Origin of the sequence: Methylobacterium sp. E-016, assembly GCF_022829745.1 — a bacterium.
Classification (GTDB): domain Bacteria; phylum Pseudomonadota; class Alphaproteobacteria; order Rhizobiales; family Beijerinckiaceae; genus Methylobacterium.
On sequence record NZ_JAKSYF010000085.1, the window covers coordinates 16,142 to 32,132 of the forward strand.

14 protein-coding genes are annotated in these 15,991 nt (G+C 71.3%); 6 read left to right on the forward strand and 8 right to left on the reverse strand.

From position 1 onward, the window contains the following. Nucleotides 1-60: 60 nt before the first annotated feature. Nucleotides 61-441 carry a winged helix-turn-helix transcriptional regulator gene (locus MKK68_RS11245; protein WP_147841832.1) on the reverse strand — a complete coding sequence of 127 codons (381 nt, stop codon included), beginning with the start codon at nucleotides 439-441 and terminating at the stop codon, nucleotides 61-63. A 159-nt stretch (nucleotides 442-600) separates the two neighbouring features. On the opposite strand from MKK68_RS11245, the gene MKK68_RS11250 reads away from it, so the two are divergent. The 3 genes from MKK68_RS11250 (at nucleotide 601) to MKK68_RS11260 (ending at nucleotide 2,069) form a co-directional block, all read left to right on the forward strand. After that, nucleotides 601-969, forward strand: a complete 369-nt coding sequence (locus MKK68_RS11250) for a DoxX family protein (protein WP_244030313.1) — start codon at nucleotides 601-603, stop codon at nucleotides 967-969. 80 nt (nucleotides 970-1,049) lie between these two features. Continuing rightward, on the forward strand, nucleotides 1,050-1,430 hold the full coding sequence (locus MKK68_RS11255; protein WP_244030315.1) for a glutathione S-transferase N-terminal domain-containing protein: 381 nt from the start codon (nucleotides 1,050-1,052) through the stop codon (nucleotides 1,428-1,430). Between the two features lie 63 nt (nucleotides 1,431-1,493). Continuing rightward, nucleotides 1,494-2,069: a hemerythrin domain-containing protein gene (locus MKK68_RS11260; protein WP_244030317.1), complete on the forward strand. Its 576-nt coding sequence runs from the start codon at nucleotides 1,494-1,496 to the stop codon at nucleotides 2,067-2,069. Between the two features lie 83 nt (nucleotides 2,070-2,152). Here MKK68_RS11260 and MKK68_RS11265 read toward each other — a convergent pair whose 3' ends face one another. Together MKK68_RS11265 and MKK68_RS11270 are read right to left on the reverse strand one after the other, a co-directional pair. Further along, nucleotides 2,153-4,615: a PBP1A family penicillin-binding protein gene (locus tag MKK68_RS11265; RefSeq protein WP_244030319.1), complete on the reverse strand. Its 2,463-nt coding sequence runs from the start codon at nucleotides 4,613-4,615 to the stop codon at nucleotides 2,153-2,155. Between the two features lie 114 nt (nucleotides 4,616-4,729). Then, nucleotides 4,730-5,365 carry an HdeD family acid-resistance protein gene (locus tag MKK68_RS11270; RefSeq protein WP_243949597.1) on the reverse strand — a complete coding sequence of 212 codons (636 nt, stop codon included), beginning with the start codon at nucleotides 5,363-5,365 and terminating at the stop codon, nucleotides 4,730-4,732. A gap of 215 nt (nucleotides 5,366-5,580) precedes the next feature. Between MKK68_RS11270 and MKK68_RS11275 the strand changes: the two genes are divergently transcribed. The 3 genes from MKK68_RS11275 (at nucleotide 5,581) to MKK68_RS11285 (ending at nucleotide 10,397) form a co-directional block, all read left to right on the forward strand. Further along, complete coding sequence (locus MKK68_RS11275) at nucleotides 5,581-6,813, forward strand: HlyD family secretion protein (protein WP_244030320.1); 1,233 nt, start codon at nucleotides 5,581-5,583, stop codon at nucleotides 6,811-6,813. After that, nucleotides 6,810-8,471, forward strand: coding sequence for a DHA2 family efflux MFS transporter permease subunit (locus MKK68_RS11280; protein ID WP_244030322.1), 1,662 nt, complete (start codon nucleotides 6,810-6,812; stop codon nucleotides 8,469-8,471). The genes MKK68_RS11275 and MKK68_RS11280 overlap by 4 nt, the downstream gene beginning before the upstream one ends. Before the next feature lie 183 nt (nucleotides 8,472-8,654). Then, entirely contained in the window at nucleotides 8,655-10,397 is a 1,743-nt protein-coding gene (locus tag MKK68_RS11285) for a pyrroloquinoline quinone-dependent dehydrogenase (protein ID WP_409567219.1), read from the forward strand. Between the two features lie 10 nt (nucleotides 10,398-10,407). Here MKK68_RS11285 and MKK68_RS11290 read toward each other — a convergent pair whose 3' ends face one another. From MKK68_RS11290 to MKK68_RS11310, 5 genes are all read right to left on the reverse strand, one after another. Beyond that, the gene (locus MKK68_RS11290; protein WP_147727069.1) at nucleotides 10,408-10,668 is read right to left on the reverse strand and encodes a hypothetical protein; all 261 of its coding nucleotides are present in this window, start codon (nucleotides 10,666-10,668) and stop codon (nucleotides 10,408-10,410) included. Nucleotides 10,669-10,732: 64 nt separating this feature from the next. Next, nucleotides 10,733-12,082, reverse strand: a complete 1,350-nt coding sequence (locus MKK68_RS11295) for an O-antigen ligase family protein (RefSeq protein WP_244030324.1) — start codon at nucleotides 12,080-12,082, stop codon at nucleotides 10,733-10,735. 102 nt (nucleotides 12,083-12,184) lie between these two features. Next, nucleotides 12,185-13,090 (reverse strand): alpha/beta hydrolase, encoded by a 906-nt coding sequence (locus tag MKK68_RS11300; RefSeq protein ID WP_244030326.1) that lies wholly within the window; start codon nucleotides 13,088-13,090, stop codon nucleotides 12,185-12,187. Between the two features lie 85 nt (nucleotides 13,091-13,175). Next, entirely contained in the window at nucleotides 13,176-14,219 is a 1,044-nt protein-coding gene (locus MKK68_RS11305; protein ID WP_409567220.1) for a transglycosylase SLT domain-containing protein, read from the reverse strand. A gap of 379 nt (nucleotides 14,220-14,598) precedes the next feature. After that, on the reverse strand, nucleotides 14,599-15,957 hold the full coding sequence (locus MKK68_RS11310; RefSeq protein WP_244030328.1) for a CoA transferase: 1,359 nt from the start codon (nucleotides 15,955-15,957) through the stop codon (nucleotides 14,599-14,601). Nucleotides 15,958-15,991 lie beyond the last annotated feature (34 nt).

The window sequence follows — 15,991 nt, forward strand, 5'->3', positions numbered from 1 at the left end:
TCGAGCGCTGACGGAGCCCGTCACCGACGCCAGTGAATCCACGGGTGCGATGGGGTGGCGTCAGGCCGCCTCCGCGCGCGCATCGTACGATGCCTGTGCGGCGTCGATCCGGGCGAGGTTGTCGAACGCCCATCGCCCGAGCGCCTGGATCGGCTCCGCAAGGGAATGCCCGATCTCCGTGAGTTCGTAGTCGACGCGCGGCGGGATGGTCGGCGTCACCGTCCGGGTCACCAGACCGTCCCGCTCGAGATGGCGCAGCGTGAGGGTCAGCATCCGCTGCGAAATCCCGTCGACGCCGCGCTTGAGTTCGCTGAAACGGCACGCGCGCTCACGCAACAGCATGATCACGAGCACGGTCCACTTGTCGCCGATGCGCGACAGCAGTTGCGAGACGCGCAGGCACTCGGGCGAGTGCTTCGCCTGGGACGCGGTCACATCCATGTAACCTCGGTATCCGGTTTGTGCCGTCTTGCGACGGCTCCGCGAACTCATATCATGACCCGGTCACTAATCGAAACCGAGGCACGAGACGGAACCCCGTGCATCGGCGCGCGCGACCGGCGATCGCTCCGGCTTCACCGTCCAGCAAGGAGATCGCGCATGTCGCAGACCCTCGTCGCTCCTGCAGCTGCGCCCGCGCGCGCTCGCGACATCACCGTCCTGGTCCTGACGGCGTTGCTCGTCGTCGCCTTCCTGGAAACCGGCGGTGCCAGGCGCGGCGGCGTTCCGATCATGATCCAGTTCTTCGATCAGATCGGCCTCGGGCAATGGCTCGGGATCGTCACGGGCGTGATCGAGGTCGTCGGAGCCGCGCCCCTCCTGGTGCCGGGCTACGGATTCTTCGGTGCCGTCTGGCTCGCGGCGAACATGACAGGCGCGATCCTCGCCCACCTCCCGGTGCTGCCGTCCTCGCCCGCGCCGGCGATCCTGCTGCTGGTCGTGAGCCTCGCCGTCGCCCGGCTGTGCTGATGCCTCTCAGGATAGCGTCGGACGTCGTTTGCTCCGGCCGCATCGACCTTTCGAGCCCGCATCGAAGAGGAAAACCGCCTATGACCGATACCCCGTTCAAGCCCGTCATCTACCTGATGGCCGGCTGCCCGTTCTGCTTCAAGGTCCGCCTGTTCCTCCTGGAAACCGGGCAGCTCGACCACGTGACCTTGCGCGAGTTCGTCCCCGGCACGAAGGAGCAGACGGAGATCGGCAGTCTTCTCGCACGAACCGGAACCCGGGTCGCCTATCCGACGGCCGAGCTGACGCCCGGCGTCCTCACCGCCGAGTCCGATGCCATCGTCGCGCATTTCGCGACACGCGCGGGCGTCGCCGTAGACACCCTGCCGACCTACGCGTCGTATCTCGCCGGCGTCTTCAAGAGCCTCCAATTGCTCTACCGCGAGAACATGGAGCTGAAGAGGCGCCAACCGGCGGGCTGACGCGGAGGCGCGAACCCGGTCCCTCGCCCTTCCCACGAGTTCCGAAGCGAAAGCCTGCCCGCCATGACGGTCGAACCCATCCTGACCCTGGAAGGGATCCCCTTCCTGGACGACGCGACCCGGCCCAGGGCACCGGCCATCCCCGGCGTCACCCCGATGCAACGCGCCCGAGGGCGGCGCCTGGGCCTGTATCACCGGCACCACCTCGCCGAGCTTGCCGCCGTCCGCGCTGCGCTCGACCGGTTCCGGTCGGGGACCGGCACCGTCGAGGCCGTGTCCGAGGGCGTCGCGTCCCTGTCGATGGTCGCGAACTACCGCGCGTTCGGCAACCTGTGCGGGCAACAATGCCAGATGCTCCAGATGCATCACGACATCGAGGAAGGCAGCGTCTTCCCGGCCATCAGGCAGGACGCTGGCATGCGCCCGGTCCTCGACCGCCTCGGCGCAGAGCACCGGACCGTGCACGCCCTGCTCGAACGCATCCTGCAGATCGCGCGCGCCATCGCCGTGGATCCGCGCCACGACTACGCCCTCGCCCTGGGCAGGATCTACGAGCGCTTCGAGCGGATCGTGATCTCGCATTTCGGCTATGAGGAGCGCGAGCTCGAGGAGGCGATTGGGTTCTACAACGCGTTATGAACGGCCGCCTCGGACCGGAGCGCTGCGTCGATCGCCGCGGGCCCGGATCGGATGGAAGGCCCCGGGTAAGCCGGGACGTTCCCTCAGCGGCGCCCGCCCCACATCCCGGTGCGTTCCGACCGCGCCTGCTCCTCCGCCGCGAGCAGGTCGGGCGGCGCGTCCTCGCTGGCGCGGGCGCCGCCGGCCGAGAGGATCAGCGCGGCGAGGTCGTCGCCGTCGATGCGGCAGCGGGTGCCTTGGGTTCCGCCGGCATCGGGCGCGCACACCACCTCGCGGCGGCGCAGGTAGCGCGCGAGCTGGCGGGCGAGGTGGCCGCCCTGGCCGTCGACGCCGGCAAGCCGCACGGTGCGGCCGCGGAACGACAGGGTCCCGGTATCGATCACCTCGGGCACGCCGCGCGACTCGGGGCCGGCGGCCGGCGCGGCGGCCGCGGGCGGCGGCGCTTCGGCCGGCTGCGGCTCGGCCTTGACCGCGGAGGGGCGCTTGCGGCCCTTGGCCATCTGCGCCGAGGTCCGCTGCACGAAATCGCGGAAGATCGAGGCCGGGACGTCGCCGCCGCCGACGCGGTTCATCGCGGAATTGTCGTCGTTGCCGACCCAGACGCCGACGACCATGTCGGGCGTCATCCCGATGAACCAGGCGTCGCGGTAATCCTGCGTCGTCCCGGTCTTGCCGCCGACGGCCAAGCCGGACACGCGCGCGCCCTTGCCGGTTCCGCCGTCGACCACCGCCTGCAGCGAATCGAGCATCATCGTGCGGCTGTCGCCCGGCAGGCCGGCGGCGGGCTTGGCGTCGGGGCGCAGATAGAGCGGGGCCGGCGCTCCGCCGCGGATCGCGTGGATGTCGAAGCTTTCCACCGGCGTGCGGTTGGCCAGAACGCCGGCATAGGCGCGTGTCATCTCCAGCAGCGTCACCTCGGCCGAGCCGAGCGCGAGGCTCGGCACGTTCGGCAGATCGGACTGCACCCCGAGGGATTTCGCCGTCGCGATCACGGCCGGGATGCCGAGCTCCTCGCCGAGCTGGGCCGCCACCGTGTTGATCGAGAGCGCGAAGGCGGTCCGCAGCGGCACGGCGCCGCGGAACCGGTTGTTGGCGTTCTGCGGCTCCCAGTCGCCGATCTGCACCGGGCGGTCGACCAGCACGGTCTCCGGGGTCAGGCCGTTCTCGTAGGCGGTGAGGTAGACGAACAGCTTGAACAGCGAGCCGGCCTGGCGCTTGGCCTGGGTCGCGCGGTTGAACTGGCTGTCCTCGTAGTCGCGCCCGCCCACCATCGCGAGGATCGCGCCGTCCTTCGACATCGCGACGAGCGCGCCTTGGCCGATCTTCTTCTTGCCGCCCTCGGCGTCGAGGCGGCGTGCGACGATTCCCTCGGCGAGGCTCTGGAGGTCGAGGTTGAGGGTCGAGCGCACGGTGAGGTCGCCCGGCGCGTCGGTGAGCTTCTTGGCGTCGGCGGCGAGGAGGTCGAGGAAGTAGTTGCTGCCCGGCGGCGTCTCCGGCGGCGTGCGCAGCGTCACGGTCTTGGCCCGCGCCGCGTCGGCGGCCTCCGCGGTGATCGCGCCGGTCTCGACCATGGTCTGCAGCACCACGTCGGCGCGCTCCTTGGCGCCGCCGAAGTTGCGCGTCGGGGCGAGCTGCGAGGGCGCCCGCACCAGCCCGGCGAGCATCGCCGCTTCCGGCAGGGTCAGCGCCTTCGCGCCCTTGCCGAAGTAGCGCCGCGCCGCCGCGTCGGCACCGTAGGCGCCGGCCCCGAAATAGGCGGTGTTGAGGTAGCCGAGGAGGATGTCGTCCTTGCTCATCTCAGACTCGACCCGCAACGCCAGGAAGGCCTCCTGGATCTTGCGGCGCAGGGTCTTCTCCTGGTTGAGCGACGTCAGCCGGACATATTGCTGCGTGATCGACGAGCCGCCCTCGCGCACCCCGCCGCCGACGGCGTTGCGCCAGGCCGCGCGCACCAGCCCACGCAGGTCGATGCCCCAATGGCTGTAGAAGCGCCGATCCTCGATGGCGACGATCGCCTGAGCGAGATGCGGCGGAAGCTCCGCCTTGGTGATCGGCTGCCCCCGGAACGCGCCGCGGGTGGCGAAGACCCGGCCGTCGTCGGCCTCGACGGTGAGCGCGCGCTGGCCCTGGTCGATCACCACGCCGCCGAGCGGCGGCAGCGTCAGGAACGCGAACAGGACGTAGCCGGCCAGCGCGACGAGCGGCAACGCGACGACGGCGCCGGCAACCAGGAGGGCGGGGCGCAGCGAACGCCCGCGGATGGCGAAGCGCGACGGCGCGGACCCGGCGGTCGCCGGACCCGCGATGGGGGCGTCAGCCTCGGCCGGAGCTTTGGATCGGCGGCGTGCCGCGAGGACCCCGACGAGCGATCCGGTGGCGCGCGCCGCCTCCCGGCCCCTGCGCCCGGCGCCGCGCGCGGCACCGGCTGCGAGGATGCCGAGCTGGCGCGCCAGCACCTTGGCGGCGGCAGCCGCCTCCCGCGCCGCGGCACCGGCATCGGGCGAGGCGTCGTCGGGGGGGCGTCGATCCGGATCGGGTGAAGGCATCGTGTTCCTGAACGGCGGCCCGTGCGACGCCACAGCCCCGCCGGCGCTGCCGTTCTAGAACGATCGGGCGGAGCGAAGCTATGCCGTGTGGCGTCCGCCGGGACGTCCGGTCTCTCAGACGCCGTGGCGGAAGGGCATCGGCGAGCCGGCAGCCTCGTGGCGGTCGCGCAGGCGGAAGCCGAGGACGACCAGCAGGACGCCGAAGGCGACGGCGTAGGCGCCGAGCCACCAGGTGAGCACCAGCGCCGACATGCCCGGCTCGACGAGCAGCACCGCACCGAACAGGATCGAGACCACGCCGCCGAGGCCGAGCCACCAACGTCCGAAATGCAGGTGCAGGCGGAAGGCGGCCGCGATCATCAGCGCGCCCGTGACGATTGCCCAGATCGCGACGAGCAGGACGAAGGCCCAGACGGCGGCGCCGGGCACGAAGAAGGCCGCGACGCCGACCAGGATGTCGAGCAGGCCCTCGATCAGCAGGAAGCCCCAGCGCTCGTGGGCCTGTGCCGCCCGGACCGAGGCGACGATCGCGAACACGCCGTCAACGACCATGTAGGCGGCGAAGAACCACACCAGTGACAAGACGAAGGCAGCCGGCGCCACGAAGGCCATCACGCCGAACAGGATGGCGACGACGCCGCGCAGGGCGACGAGCCACCAGTTGCGCGCCAGCGTCCGGCTCATCGCGTCGAGGCGCGCGGTCCCGACGAGCGGGACGCCGGTCGGATGGGTTCGAGAGAAGAGGGCCATCGCATCGGCTCGCTGGTGATCGGTACGGTACTCCGGCGCGAAAACGCCGCACCGCAACGCCCGTTCCCCTCGGTCCTGTCCCGCGGGGTCGAACGGCGCGGCGAAGCGCAGCGGAACTTTGCCGTCGCATCGCCTTTTTAGTCGGTGAGGCGGGTTATTCGTTCGCTCCGGCCGCTTCGGCAGTGTTCGGCGCGGGCGCAGGCGGTTTCTTTTCGATGCTAGACGATCAGCGCCAGGCGACGGCCCTGGACCCGCAGACGCGCCCCGACGACCGGGAGGCGCCCGACCGACGCGACATCATCGATCTCAAGCCGCAGGAGAAGGATCCTCCCGCGGGCGACGAGGCCGACGAAGCCGACGAGAGCAAGGCCGAGCCCGATCAGGACGCGTCGTCCGAGGGCGAGGACGACGAGAACCGGCCGGGTATCCTCAAGCGCCATCCGTGGTGGTTCGTCCTCGGCGGGATCGCGATCGTGCTGCTCGGCATCGCCGGGTTCTTCTACTGGCAGATCTACCTGCACCCTTACGAATCCACCGACGACGCCTTCGTCGACGCGCGCCAGTTCTCGATCGCGCCGAAGGTGTCCGGCTACGTCGTCGCGCTCTCGGTCACCGACAACCAGCACGTCGACACCGGCGCGACCCTGTTCCAGATCGACCGGCGCGATTATCAGGTCGCCCTCGAGCAGGCTCAGGCGCAGATCGCCTCGGCCAAGGCGTCGATTCAGAACGTCGACGCGCAGGTCGAGGCGCAGAAGGCGCAGATCGACGTCGCCAAGGCGCAGGTGACGCAGAACCAGGCGGCGCTCGACTTCGCGAAGGCGGATGCCGCCCGCTACAAGGATCTCGCCAGCCGCGGCGCCGGCACCGTGCAGCAATCGCAATCCTCGACCTCGACCCTCGAGCAGCGCCAGGCCGCGCTGACGAGCGCGAACGCCAGCGTGGTGCAGGCGCAGAAGCAGATCGGCTCGCTCCAGGCGCAGCGGGCATCGGCCGAGGCCAGCCTCGCCAACGCCGAGGCGCAGGCGGCGCAGGCCGTGCTCAACCTCGGCTACACGACGGTGACGGCGGCGCAGCCGGGCCGGGTCGTGCAGCTCACCGGCGCGGTCGGGCAGTACGCTCAGGCCGGCCAATCGCTGGCGATGTTCGTGCCCGACGAGAAGTGGGTCGTCGCCAACTACAAGGAGACGCAGATCACCGACATGCGCCCCGGCCAGTCGGTGAGGATCGAGATCGACGCCTATCCCGACCGCAAGATCAACGGGACGGTCGCCTCGGTTCAGCCCGGCTCGGGCACCGCCTTCAGCCTGCTGCCGGCGCAGAACGCCACCGGCAATTACGTGAAGGTGGTGCAGCGCGTCCCGGTGAAGATCGTCGTCGACGAGTGGCCGCAGGACGTGTCGATCGGCCCCGGCATGTCGATCGTGCCGACGGTGCGGGTGCGATGAGCGCCGGGGCCGCCGCGGCGGGCGGCGGTTCGCGCAAGGCCGGCGGCAAGGATGCGGGAAAGGCAAAGGCGACGTCCGGCGGCCTGCCGCGCACCGCGGGCGGCCACAGCCCGTGGGCGGTGGCGCTCGTGGTCGCGCTCGCGACCTTCATGGAGGTGCTCGACACCACCATCGCCAACGTCGCGCTCCGCTATATCTCGGGCGGGCTCGCGGTCGGGCCGGACGAGGCGGCGTGGGTCGTCACGAGCTACCTCGTCGCCAACGCGATCGCGCTCACCGCATCGAGCTTCCTGGCCAAGCGCTACGGCCGCAAGGCGTTCTTCATCGCCAGCGTCGCGCTGTTCACCATCGCCTCGATCGCCTGCGGCTTCGCCTGGGACCTGAACTCGCTGCTGGTGTTCCGCGTGATCCAGGGGCTCGGCGGCGGCGGCATGGCGCCCCTGGCGCAGTCGATCCTCGCCGACTCGTTCCCCCCCGCCAAGCGGGGTCAAGCCTTCGCGCTCTACGGGCTCGCGATCGTCGTCGCGCCGGTCGTCGGCCCGACGCTCGGCGGCTGGCTGTCCGACAACGTCTCCTGGCACTGGTGCTTCCTGATCAACGGCCCCGTCGGCGTGATCGCGCTGGCGCTGATGTGGTGGCTTCTGGAAGATTCCGAAGCCGCGGTGAAGGAGCGCAAGGCGCTGCGGAAGAAGGGCATCCGGTTCGACGTCGTCGGCTTCCTCCTGGTGGCGACCTTCCTCGGCTCGCTCGAGGTCTGCCTTGACGAGGGCCAGCGCAAGGACTGGTTCGGCTCGCCGCTGATCCAGGTCTTCGGTGTTCTCGCCGTGGTGTCGTTCGTCGCGATGATCCCGTGGCTTCTGAGGGCGAAGAACCCGGCCGTCGACCTGCGCCTTCTCGGCAAGCGCCAGTTCGGCTCCTGCTTCCTGGTCATGCTCGCCACCGGCGCGATCCTGATCGCGACGACGCAGTTCATCCCGCAGATCACGCAGGACTATTACGGCTACACCGCCACCATCTCGGGGCTCGTGCTGGCGCCCGGCGGCCTCGTCACCGTGGCGATGATGCTGGTGATCGGGCAGGTGTCCGGCTACTTCCAGCCGAAATGGCTGATCGCCACCGGCGCGACGATCGTGGCGCTGGCGATGTACGACCTGACCCGGATCTACGGCGATTCCACGTTCTGGTTCTTCGCCTGGTCGCGGATCTACATCGGCATCGGCCTGCCGATGATCTTCATCTCGATCACCGCCGCCTCGTACGAGGGCATCGAGAAGTCGCAGACCGACCAGGCCTCGGCCTTGATCAACGTCGCCCGCAACGTCGGCGGGTCGATGGGCGTGTCGCTGGCGCAGAACATCCTGGCCTATCGCAGCCAGTTCCATCAGAGCCGGCTGTCGGAGAGCGTCACCACCACGAGCCCGGCCTACCAGGAGACCATGCGGCAGGCGACGCAGTACTTCACGGTGCACGGCACTCCCGGCGTCGACGCGCAGGGGCAGGCCACCGCCTGGATCGGGCAGCAGCTCGCGACGCAGACGGCGTTCTTCGCCTACATCGACGTGTTCTGGGCGCTCTGCCTCGTCTCGGCTTCGGCGGTGCCGCTGGCGATGATCCTCAAGCGGGTCGAGCGCGGCGGCGACGCGCCGGCGGGGCATTGAGGGAACGCCCTCCGAGATCCGGTGCGGCCGCGGATCGATGCGCCGGCGACGTTCGTCCGGTTCGACAGTTCGCGGGATAACGCTTACCGGCTGCAACCAGAAGAAATCATCTCGGCCCTGCGCGCCGAGCGGGAGGAAGCCGGCGTGCCGCGTTCATCGAGGACGACATCGACCGTTGCCGCCGTGGCGCTCCTTGCGCTCGCCCTGCCGGCGCGGGCCGCCGAGCCCGCCGGCGAGTGGCGGACCTTCGGGCACGACCATTCCAACCGGAATTTCTCCGATCTCTCGGCGATCGACCGGAGCAACGTCGGGCGGCTCCGGCCGGCCTGGATGTTCCAGACCGGGGTGACCGGCTACTTCCAGGCCCAGCCGGTGATGGTCGACGGCGCGCTCTACCTCTCGACCACGCAGAACAACGTCGCAGCGCTCGACGCGAAGTCCGGCCGGGTGCTGTGGACCTACACCCACAAGCCGCGCACCGAGAAGATCTTCGGGCCGCCCTCGAACCGCGGCGTCGCCGTCTCCGACGGCCTCGTGTTCCAGGCGACGATGGACGGGCGGGTGATCGCGCTCGACGCCAAGTCCGGAAAGGTCGTGTGGGACCACGAGGCCGTACGCCCGGAGGAAGGCGAGTCCGAGACCGCATCGGGGCTGACGGCGCAGCTCGGCGGCAAGCCAGTGCAGGGCTCGAGCCGCCTCGGCTTCAAGATGCCGCCGCTCGTCGCCGACGGTCTCGTCATCGTCGGGGTGAGCGGCGCCGGCTACGGGCTCCATGTCGAGGACGAGAAGGGCGGCCTCGACGGCGGCTCGGTCGTCGGGATCGAGGGCGGCTACGGGCGCCGCGGGTGGCTCGCCGCCTACGACGCGAAGACCGGCGAAGAACGCTGGCGCTGGTACGTCACCAAGGCCGACGGCTGGGAGGGCGGATACGTCGAGACCACCGCCGACGGCGTCCCGCTGCATCGCGACGTCGCCGCCGAGAAGGCGGCAGCGCCGGCCAACCGAGAGGCATGGCGGGTCGGCGGCGGATCGCTCTGGATGACCCCGGCCTTCGACCCGGATCTCGGCCTGATCTACCTCGGCACCGGCAACCCGGCGCCGCAGAATTTCGGGCTCTCGCGGCCGGGCGACAACCTCTACACGATGAGCCTCGTGGCGCTCGACGCGAAAACCGGCGCGCTGCGCTGGTACTATCAGCAGGTGCCGCACGACGAGTGGGGCTACGATGTAGCGAGCCCGCCGTTCCTGCTCGACCTGAACGGGAAGGACGGCCCGGTGCAGGCGGTCGCCTCCGCCAGCAAGACCGGCTGGATCTACGTCCACGACCGCGCCACGGGCCGGCTGCTCGAGCGCTCGGCCCCGCTGATCGCGCAGAAGAACCTGTTCGCTCCCCCGACCGCGGAAGGCACCGTGGTCGCGCCGGGACCCCTCGGCGCCGTGTCCTGGCCGCCGACGGCCTACGATGCCGCAAGCGGTCTCGCCTTCGCACAGGTCCGGCACGGGGCGACCACCTACACCGTCAAGACCGTGCCCGGCGGCCCCGGACGGCCGGAGATACGCTACACCGAGACCGGCGAGGCGAAGGGCGAGCCGAGCTTCAGCACGCTCACGGCGGTCAACCTCGCCAAGGGCGGCACCATCGCCTGGTCGGTGAGGTCCGAGAGCCGGCTTGCCGGCGGCACGCTGGCGACGGCGGGCGGCCTGGTCTTCTCCGGCGAGGAGGACGGCCATCTCGACGCGCACGATGCCGGCACCGGCGAGATCCTGTGGCGGTTCCAGTGCGGCGCCGGCATCAGCGGCCCGGCGATCACCTACAGCCTCGACGGTAAGCAGTACGTCGCGGTGGCGGCCGGAGGCTCGTCCTTCACCAAGGCGTCCGGCTTCGGCACCGGCGACGCGCTGGTGGTGTTCGCGCTGCCGGACTGAGCGTGATCGCTCAGCCCTTCGGCCGCGCCTGCAGGATCGCCGCGCGGACGAACGGGCGCTTCAGCGCGATGCCGACATCCTCGCGCTCCATGAAGACCCGTGCGCCCTGGTGGTTGCGCACCGCCTTCATCAGGTTCAGCCGATAGCCCTGCCGGAACACGAAGATCGGCGGCAGCGGGTCGGCGAGGTAGGCGGCCACCGCGGCGTCGACCTCCTCCTCGGCGATGTGGTGGGCGTTGCAGAGGTCGCCGACGGTCTGGAAATCGATCATCCCATCGACATAGGGCGTCGCGCCCCGCCTGTCCCGGGCCGCGACCGCCGCCGTCGCGTTCGGGTCAGGCGACCGGGCGGTAGGCGGTGCGCAGGCGCAGGCCGAACACCGCGAGCATGGTCATGCCGCACAGGACGGTGTTGGCGTTCAGCAGCACGTTCTCGAACGAGGCCGAGATCACCGCCAGCATCCAGATGCGCAGGAAGAACAGCGTCTGAGCGTCGAGCGGCCGCCCGGCGCTGGCCCGCTGCAGGTCGCGGATCGGGGCCACGACGAGAGCGTTCAGGAGCAGCAGCGCGCCGGGCAAGCCCATGATCAGTGCGGCGTCGAGGAAGGAGTTGTGCGCCTGCGTCGCGGTCTGCACCCAGTCCGAGCCCGGGTCGGCGCCGCCGCCGTAGACGGTGCGGTCGGTCAGCCAGAAGGCGCCGTAGCCCCAGCCGCGGATCGGGTGCACGACGACGTGCTCGATCGCGAAGGCCCAGATCTCGTTGCGCGCGGTGAAGGTCGCGTCGGGAATGATCGCGTCCAGCACCGTTCGGATCGGCGGCAGCAGCACCGAACCGATGGTCGCGACGATGAGCAGCGCCACCGGGCCGACCAGCAGCAGCCCGCGCATCGTCCCCCCGCGCAGACGGCTGCACAGGACCGAGATCAGCAGGACGAGGGGCAGCACGGCCAGCGGCGTCTTCGAGCCGGCGAAGACCATGAAGACCAGCGCCCCCGCCGTGATGGTCCAGCCCAGGCCCCGGTGCAGCACGGCGGCGACGTAGAGGCCGCAGACCGCGATCATCGACATCGCCGAGCCGGCCTCGTTCTTGTGGGTGAAGATCCCGCGCCACAGGCCGATGTGGTTGTATTCCCCGGTGACGTCGAAGGCCGAGTGGATGGTGAGGTTGGGTACGAGCGCGACGCCGAGATAGCTCGCGGCCAGCACGATGCCGGCGGCGAGCGCCAGCGCGGTGGCGAATTGGCGCCCGTTGCGCGCGACCACGAGAACGCCCGCGGCGAGCAGCGCGACGATGCCGAACAGCACGATCCGGCGGATCGACAGCATCGGGTCGGTGGAGAGGAGGGTGGTGATGCCGAGCCAGCCGCCGAGCAGCAGCAGCGGCCAGGAGGCGAGGGGGCGCAGCCTGGCGAAGCCGAGCCGCCCGAGCACCATCAGCATCGCCGTGCCGAGGATGACGAACAGCGCCTGGGTGAAGAGGCTGCCGGTTTCCGGGTCGCTCAGGAGGCTGCGGTTGGCGAGGTCGCTGAACCAGAGATGGTTCCAGAGCAGAACCAGCACGACGGTGACGAACGGCAGGCGGACGGCGTCCGGGATGTCGCGTCCCGGCAGCGATCGCGACCGCCTAACGGCCGCCTCAGCCCTGATGCCGTGCGCCGCTGACACGAACCCGCCCTCACCGGCCATCCGCGGTCTGGAACCGCGCTCCATCATAGTCCGGACGGAACACGCCGTCGCCCCGAACCTGCCCGCGGTCTCATCCGATCGCGGGTAACCTTGACGGAGCGATCAGCGCCGCCCGATCGTCATCGATTGCCGGCTCGCCGCCTGCGTCCGGAGGAAGGCCGCCATCTCGGCGAGCTCCGGCGCCTTCGACCGGAAGGTGACGGAGAGCGCGAGCAGGGTGTCGGCGTGGTCGAGCCCGGGATAGATCCGCTCTTGCACCGGCACGCGGGCGTTGCGCAGCGTCTCGGCGAGGCTCTGGGTGTTGCGCGGGCGGACGATCGTGTCGTCGGCGCCGGTCGCGAGGAAGGCCGGCGGCGCGCTCGGGCCGGCGAAGGTCACCGGCTGAGTCGCGCGCGGGTCCGGCGCTTGGCCGAACACCTTGCGCGAGGTGTCCTGGTCGAACGGTAGGAAGTCGTAGGGGCCGGACAGGCCGGCGACCGCACGGATCACCTTCGGGTCGACCCCGGCCGCCTTGAGGTAGCGGGTGTCGAGGCCGAGCATCACCGCGTTGTAGGCACCGGCCGAGTGCCCGGCGAGCACGATGCGGCGCGGGTCGCCGCCAAAGGTTGCGATGTTGTCGCGGACCCAGGCGACGGCGGCTGCGCCGTCCTCGAGGAAGCCGGGGAAGGGCGCCTCGGGATAGAGCCGGTAGTCCGGCAGCACGGTGACGAAGCCCTGCGCGGCGAGCGCCTGTCCGACGAAGGCGTAATCCGCCTTCGAGCCGTTCTGCCAGGAGCCGCCGTAGAAGAACACCAGCACCGGCGCGTTCTCGGGCGCGTTCACGGGCGCGTAGACGTCGAGGCGACGCCGCGGGCCCTCGCCGAACGGCTCGTCCCGCAGCACCTGCCGGCCGCCGGAATCCCGCGGGCCGATCGCATCGAACAGGGCGAGCGGCGAGCAGGCGGCGATGCCGATTGCGGCGAGCGCGAGGCATGCCAGGCTGGCGAGAGCCGTGAGGATTCGTGTCATTCGATGTCCGATTGGGCCGCGAAGGCCAGATGCATGCGGCTCTGGGCGGATTCATGACCGGATCGCGCCGAACTCCGTCGACGCGTCAGGTGCGCAGCACGATGCAGGCGCCGCCGACGCTGCGGATCCGGCCGCACAGCCCGTCGGCCGCCTGCCGGCTCTCGGCCGGGATGCGGATGCGGTAGAACGCGCGGGTGCCGCGATTGCGCAGGCGCGTGCCGATGATCATCGGGCGGACCTCGCCGACCACCTTGGCGTAGGTGGCGCGCGCCCGGGAGAAAGTCGCCAGCGCCAGGGACTTCGAGAAGTTGCCGGCGAGCTGGATGCCCCACGGCGCGGCCGGCCCTTCGTTGGCGCCGATGGCGAAGCGGTCGCCGCGCGACGGCATGCGCAAGGCGGCCGTGACCTGAAGGCAGGTCTGCGCCGGCTCGGGTGAGGTCTCGGCCTTCGCCGACGCGGGCACCCGGGCGTCCGCGGGCTTCGTCCCGCCGGGTTTGGCCTCGCCCGGCTTGGTCTCGGCGCTCTTGGTCTCAGCGCTCTTGGTCTCAGCGCTCTTGGTGTCAGCGCTCTTGGTGTCAGTGCTCTTGGCCTCGCCCCCTTCCGGCGGCCCCATCTCGATCCGGGATGCGCCGCCGCGCCAGTCCTCGGCGGGCGCGCCGGTGATCGCGAGCACGTAGGCGCGGGTCTCGGCGGGCAGGCCGCCGCTGCCGGCAAGCCAGCTCGTCACCCGGCCCGGGCCGCCGTTGTAGGCGGCCGCCGCCAGGCCGAGATTGCCGAACTGCCGCTTCAGGTCGGCCAGCAGGTGGGCGGCATGCGGGATCGCCTGCTCGGGGTCGAACGGATCGGCCAGCCCGCGCTCGCGCGCCGTGCCGGGCATGAACTGGGCGACGCCCTGCGCCCCGACCGGGCTGACCACGCCCACGCGGAACGCGCTCTCGCGCCAGATCAATCGCGTCAGGAACGGCACCGGCAGCCCGCGCGCCCGCGCCGATCCCTCGATCAGCCGGCACAACGCCTGCTCGACGGTCTCGGTGGCGCCGTCGGAGGGGACGGCGTGTGCGGGCGTGGCGAGGAGGAGGGTGGTCGCCAGGAGGGCGAAGGCGGCGCGATGCCGAGGGGATTTGAGCAACCCTCCGGCGATGCGAGCGCATGCGTTGCACCAGGCATAATCAAGAATGCTGGTGTGATACCGCTCCGAACACGCGCGTTTCCCTCCCCCCTCTGCGGGGGAGGGAGGGCCTCGCGTCAGCGAGGGTCGGGAGAGGGGAGCGACAGTGCCGGATGCGGCGCTCCCCTCTCCCGACCCGCTGCGCGGGCCACCCTCCCCCGCAGAGGGGGGAGGGAAGGGTGCTGAACGAGGGGGTATCTGGAAACACCTCACGCCACGAATGGGAATGGTCATGCCTCGCGATCGTGCCCCTTGCGGTCGCGGGCGCCGTGCGCCGCAAGACCGATCCATCCCACGTGCACCGTTCTAGCGCCCTGCAACCGGCGATCAATCCGCCGCGTCACGTCCAGGCGGGGCGGTCGGTGCCGAGGCGGCGCGCGGGGAGGGACCATCGGACCGGCGCGCCGGCGACCGCCAGGGGCGGGCGCAGGCGATGGGCCGGCCCCCACGGCGTCGCCTCGACGCCGGCATCGAAGTCGTCGTCGGTTTCCGGCGCGAACGCCTCCATCGAGCCCGTCCGCTCGGCGTCGAGGAGCAGCCGCGCCGTCCGGGCCAGCGAAAGGCGCGCCGCGCCGGCACGCCCGTCGCGCAAACGTCGCTCAAGGAGGCGGATCGCGGCGGCGGCCAGAAGGTAGCCGGTGGCGTGGTCGAGGGCCTGGACGGGCAGCGGCACCGGCCGGTCGGCGTTCCGCCACGCCTGCCCGGCCTCCGCGATGCCGCAGCTCATCTGCACCAGGCTGTCGAAGCCGCGGCGTCCGGCCCAGGGGCCGGTCCAGCCGTAGGCGTCGAGGCTGACGTCGATCAGCCCGGGCGAGAGGGCACGCCGTGCCGCGGCGCCGTAGCCGAGGCGGTCGAGCGCTTCGGGCCGGTAGCCGTGCACGAGGATGTCGGCGCCGGTGAGCAGCGCCTCGAACCGGTTGCGGTCGGCCTCGCGGCGAAGGTCGAGCCGGGCGCATCGCTTGCCCAGCGTCACGTCCGCCTCGACGCCGGGCTCGTTCCAGCCCGGCGGGTCGATGCGCAGGACCTCGGCGCCGAAGCCGGCCAGGAACCGGGTCGCCACCGGCCCGGCGAGCACCCGCGTCAGATCGAGGACGCGCAGGCCCGCGAGCGGCCGCGCGGGCTCGGGCTTCCAATCGGAGCGGGCGGCCGCGCCGGGATCGAAGGCGACGAGCGGCTCGGCCGCGACCGCCGCCCCCTGCGGATGCGCGGCCCAAACCTCGACCGAGCGCATCACGGCCGCGCAGCCGCCCTCCGCCACGATCGCCGCCTCCAGATCGGATTTGTCCCAGCCGGCGACGGCGGCCGCCATGCCCGCGCGGTCGGCTTGCGCGCCGAGCACGCGCTCGGCCGCCGCGCGGTGATGCGGCGCATTGGTGTGGAGCCGGATCCAGCCGTCGCGGGTGCGGTAGTCGCCCGCCACCGGGTCCCACAGGTCCGGCAGCGTCCATCCGATCGGGCGGAGCGAGGTGCGGAACCACAGCGAGGCGAGGCGGCGGTCGACCGAGACGGCCGGCGTCGCGCCGACGGTGCCGACGAGGTCGGCGATCGCCAGCCCCGCCGCGGCGACGGAGCCGGCGGCGAGGTCGGTGACCGGAAAGGCCGAAGGCAGGGTCCCCGTCCCGGTGATCGTCCGCGCCCCGGTGCCCGCCGCGCTGCCCAACGCCGCACGGATCGTCGCCGCGAAGGTCTCTGCCGACATGCCGCCCCCCTGTTGGCCCCCGGGTGGTTCGCCG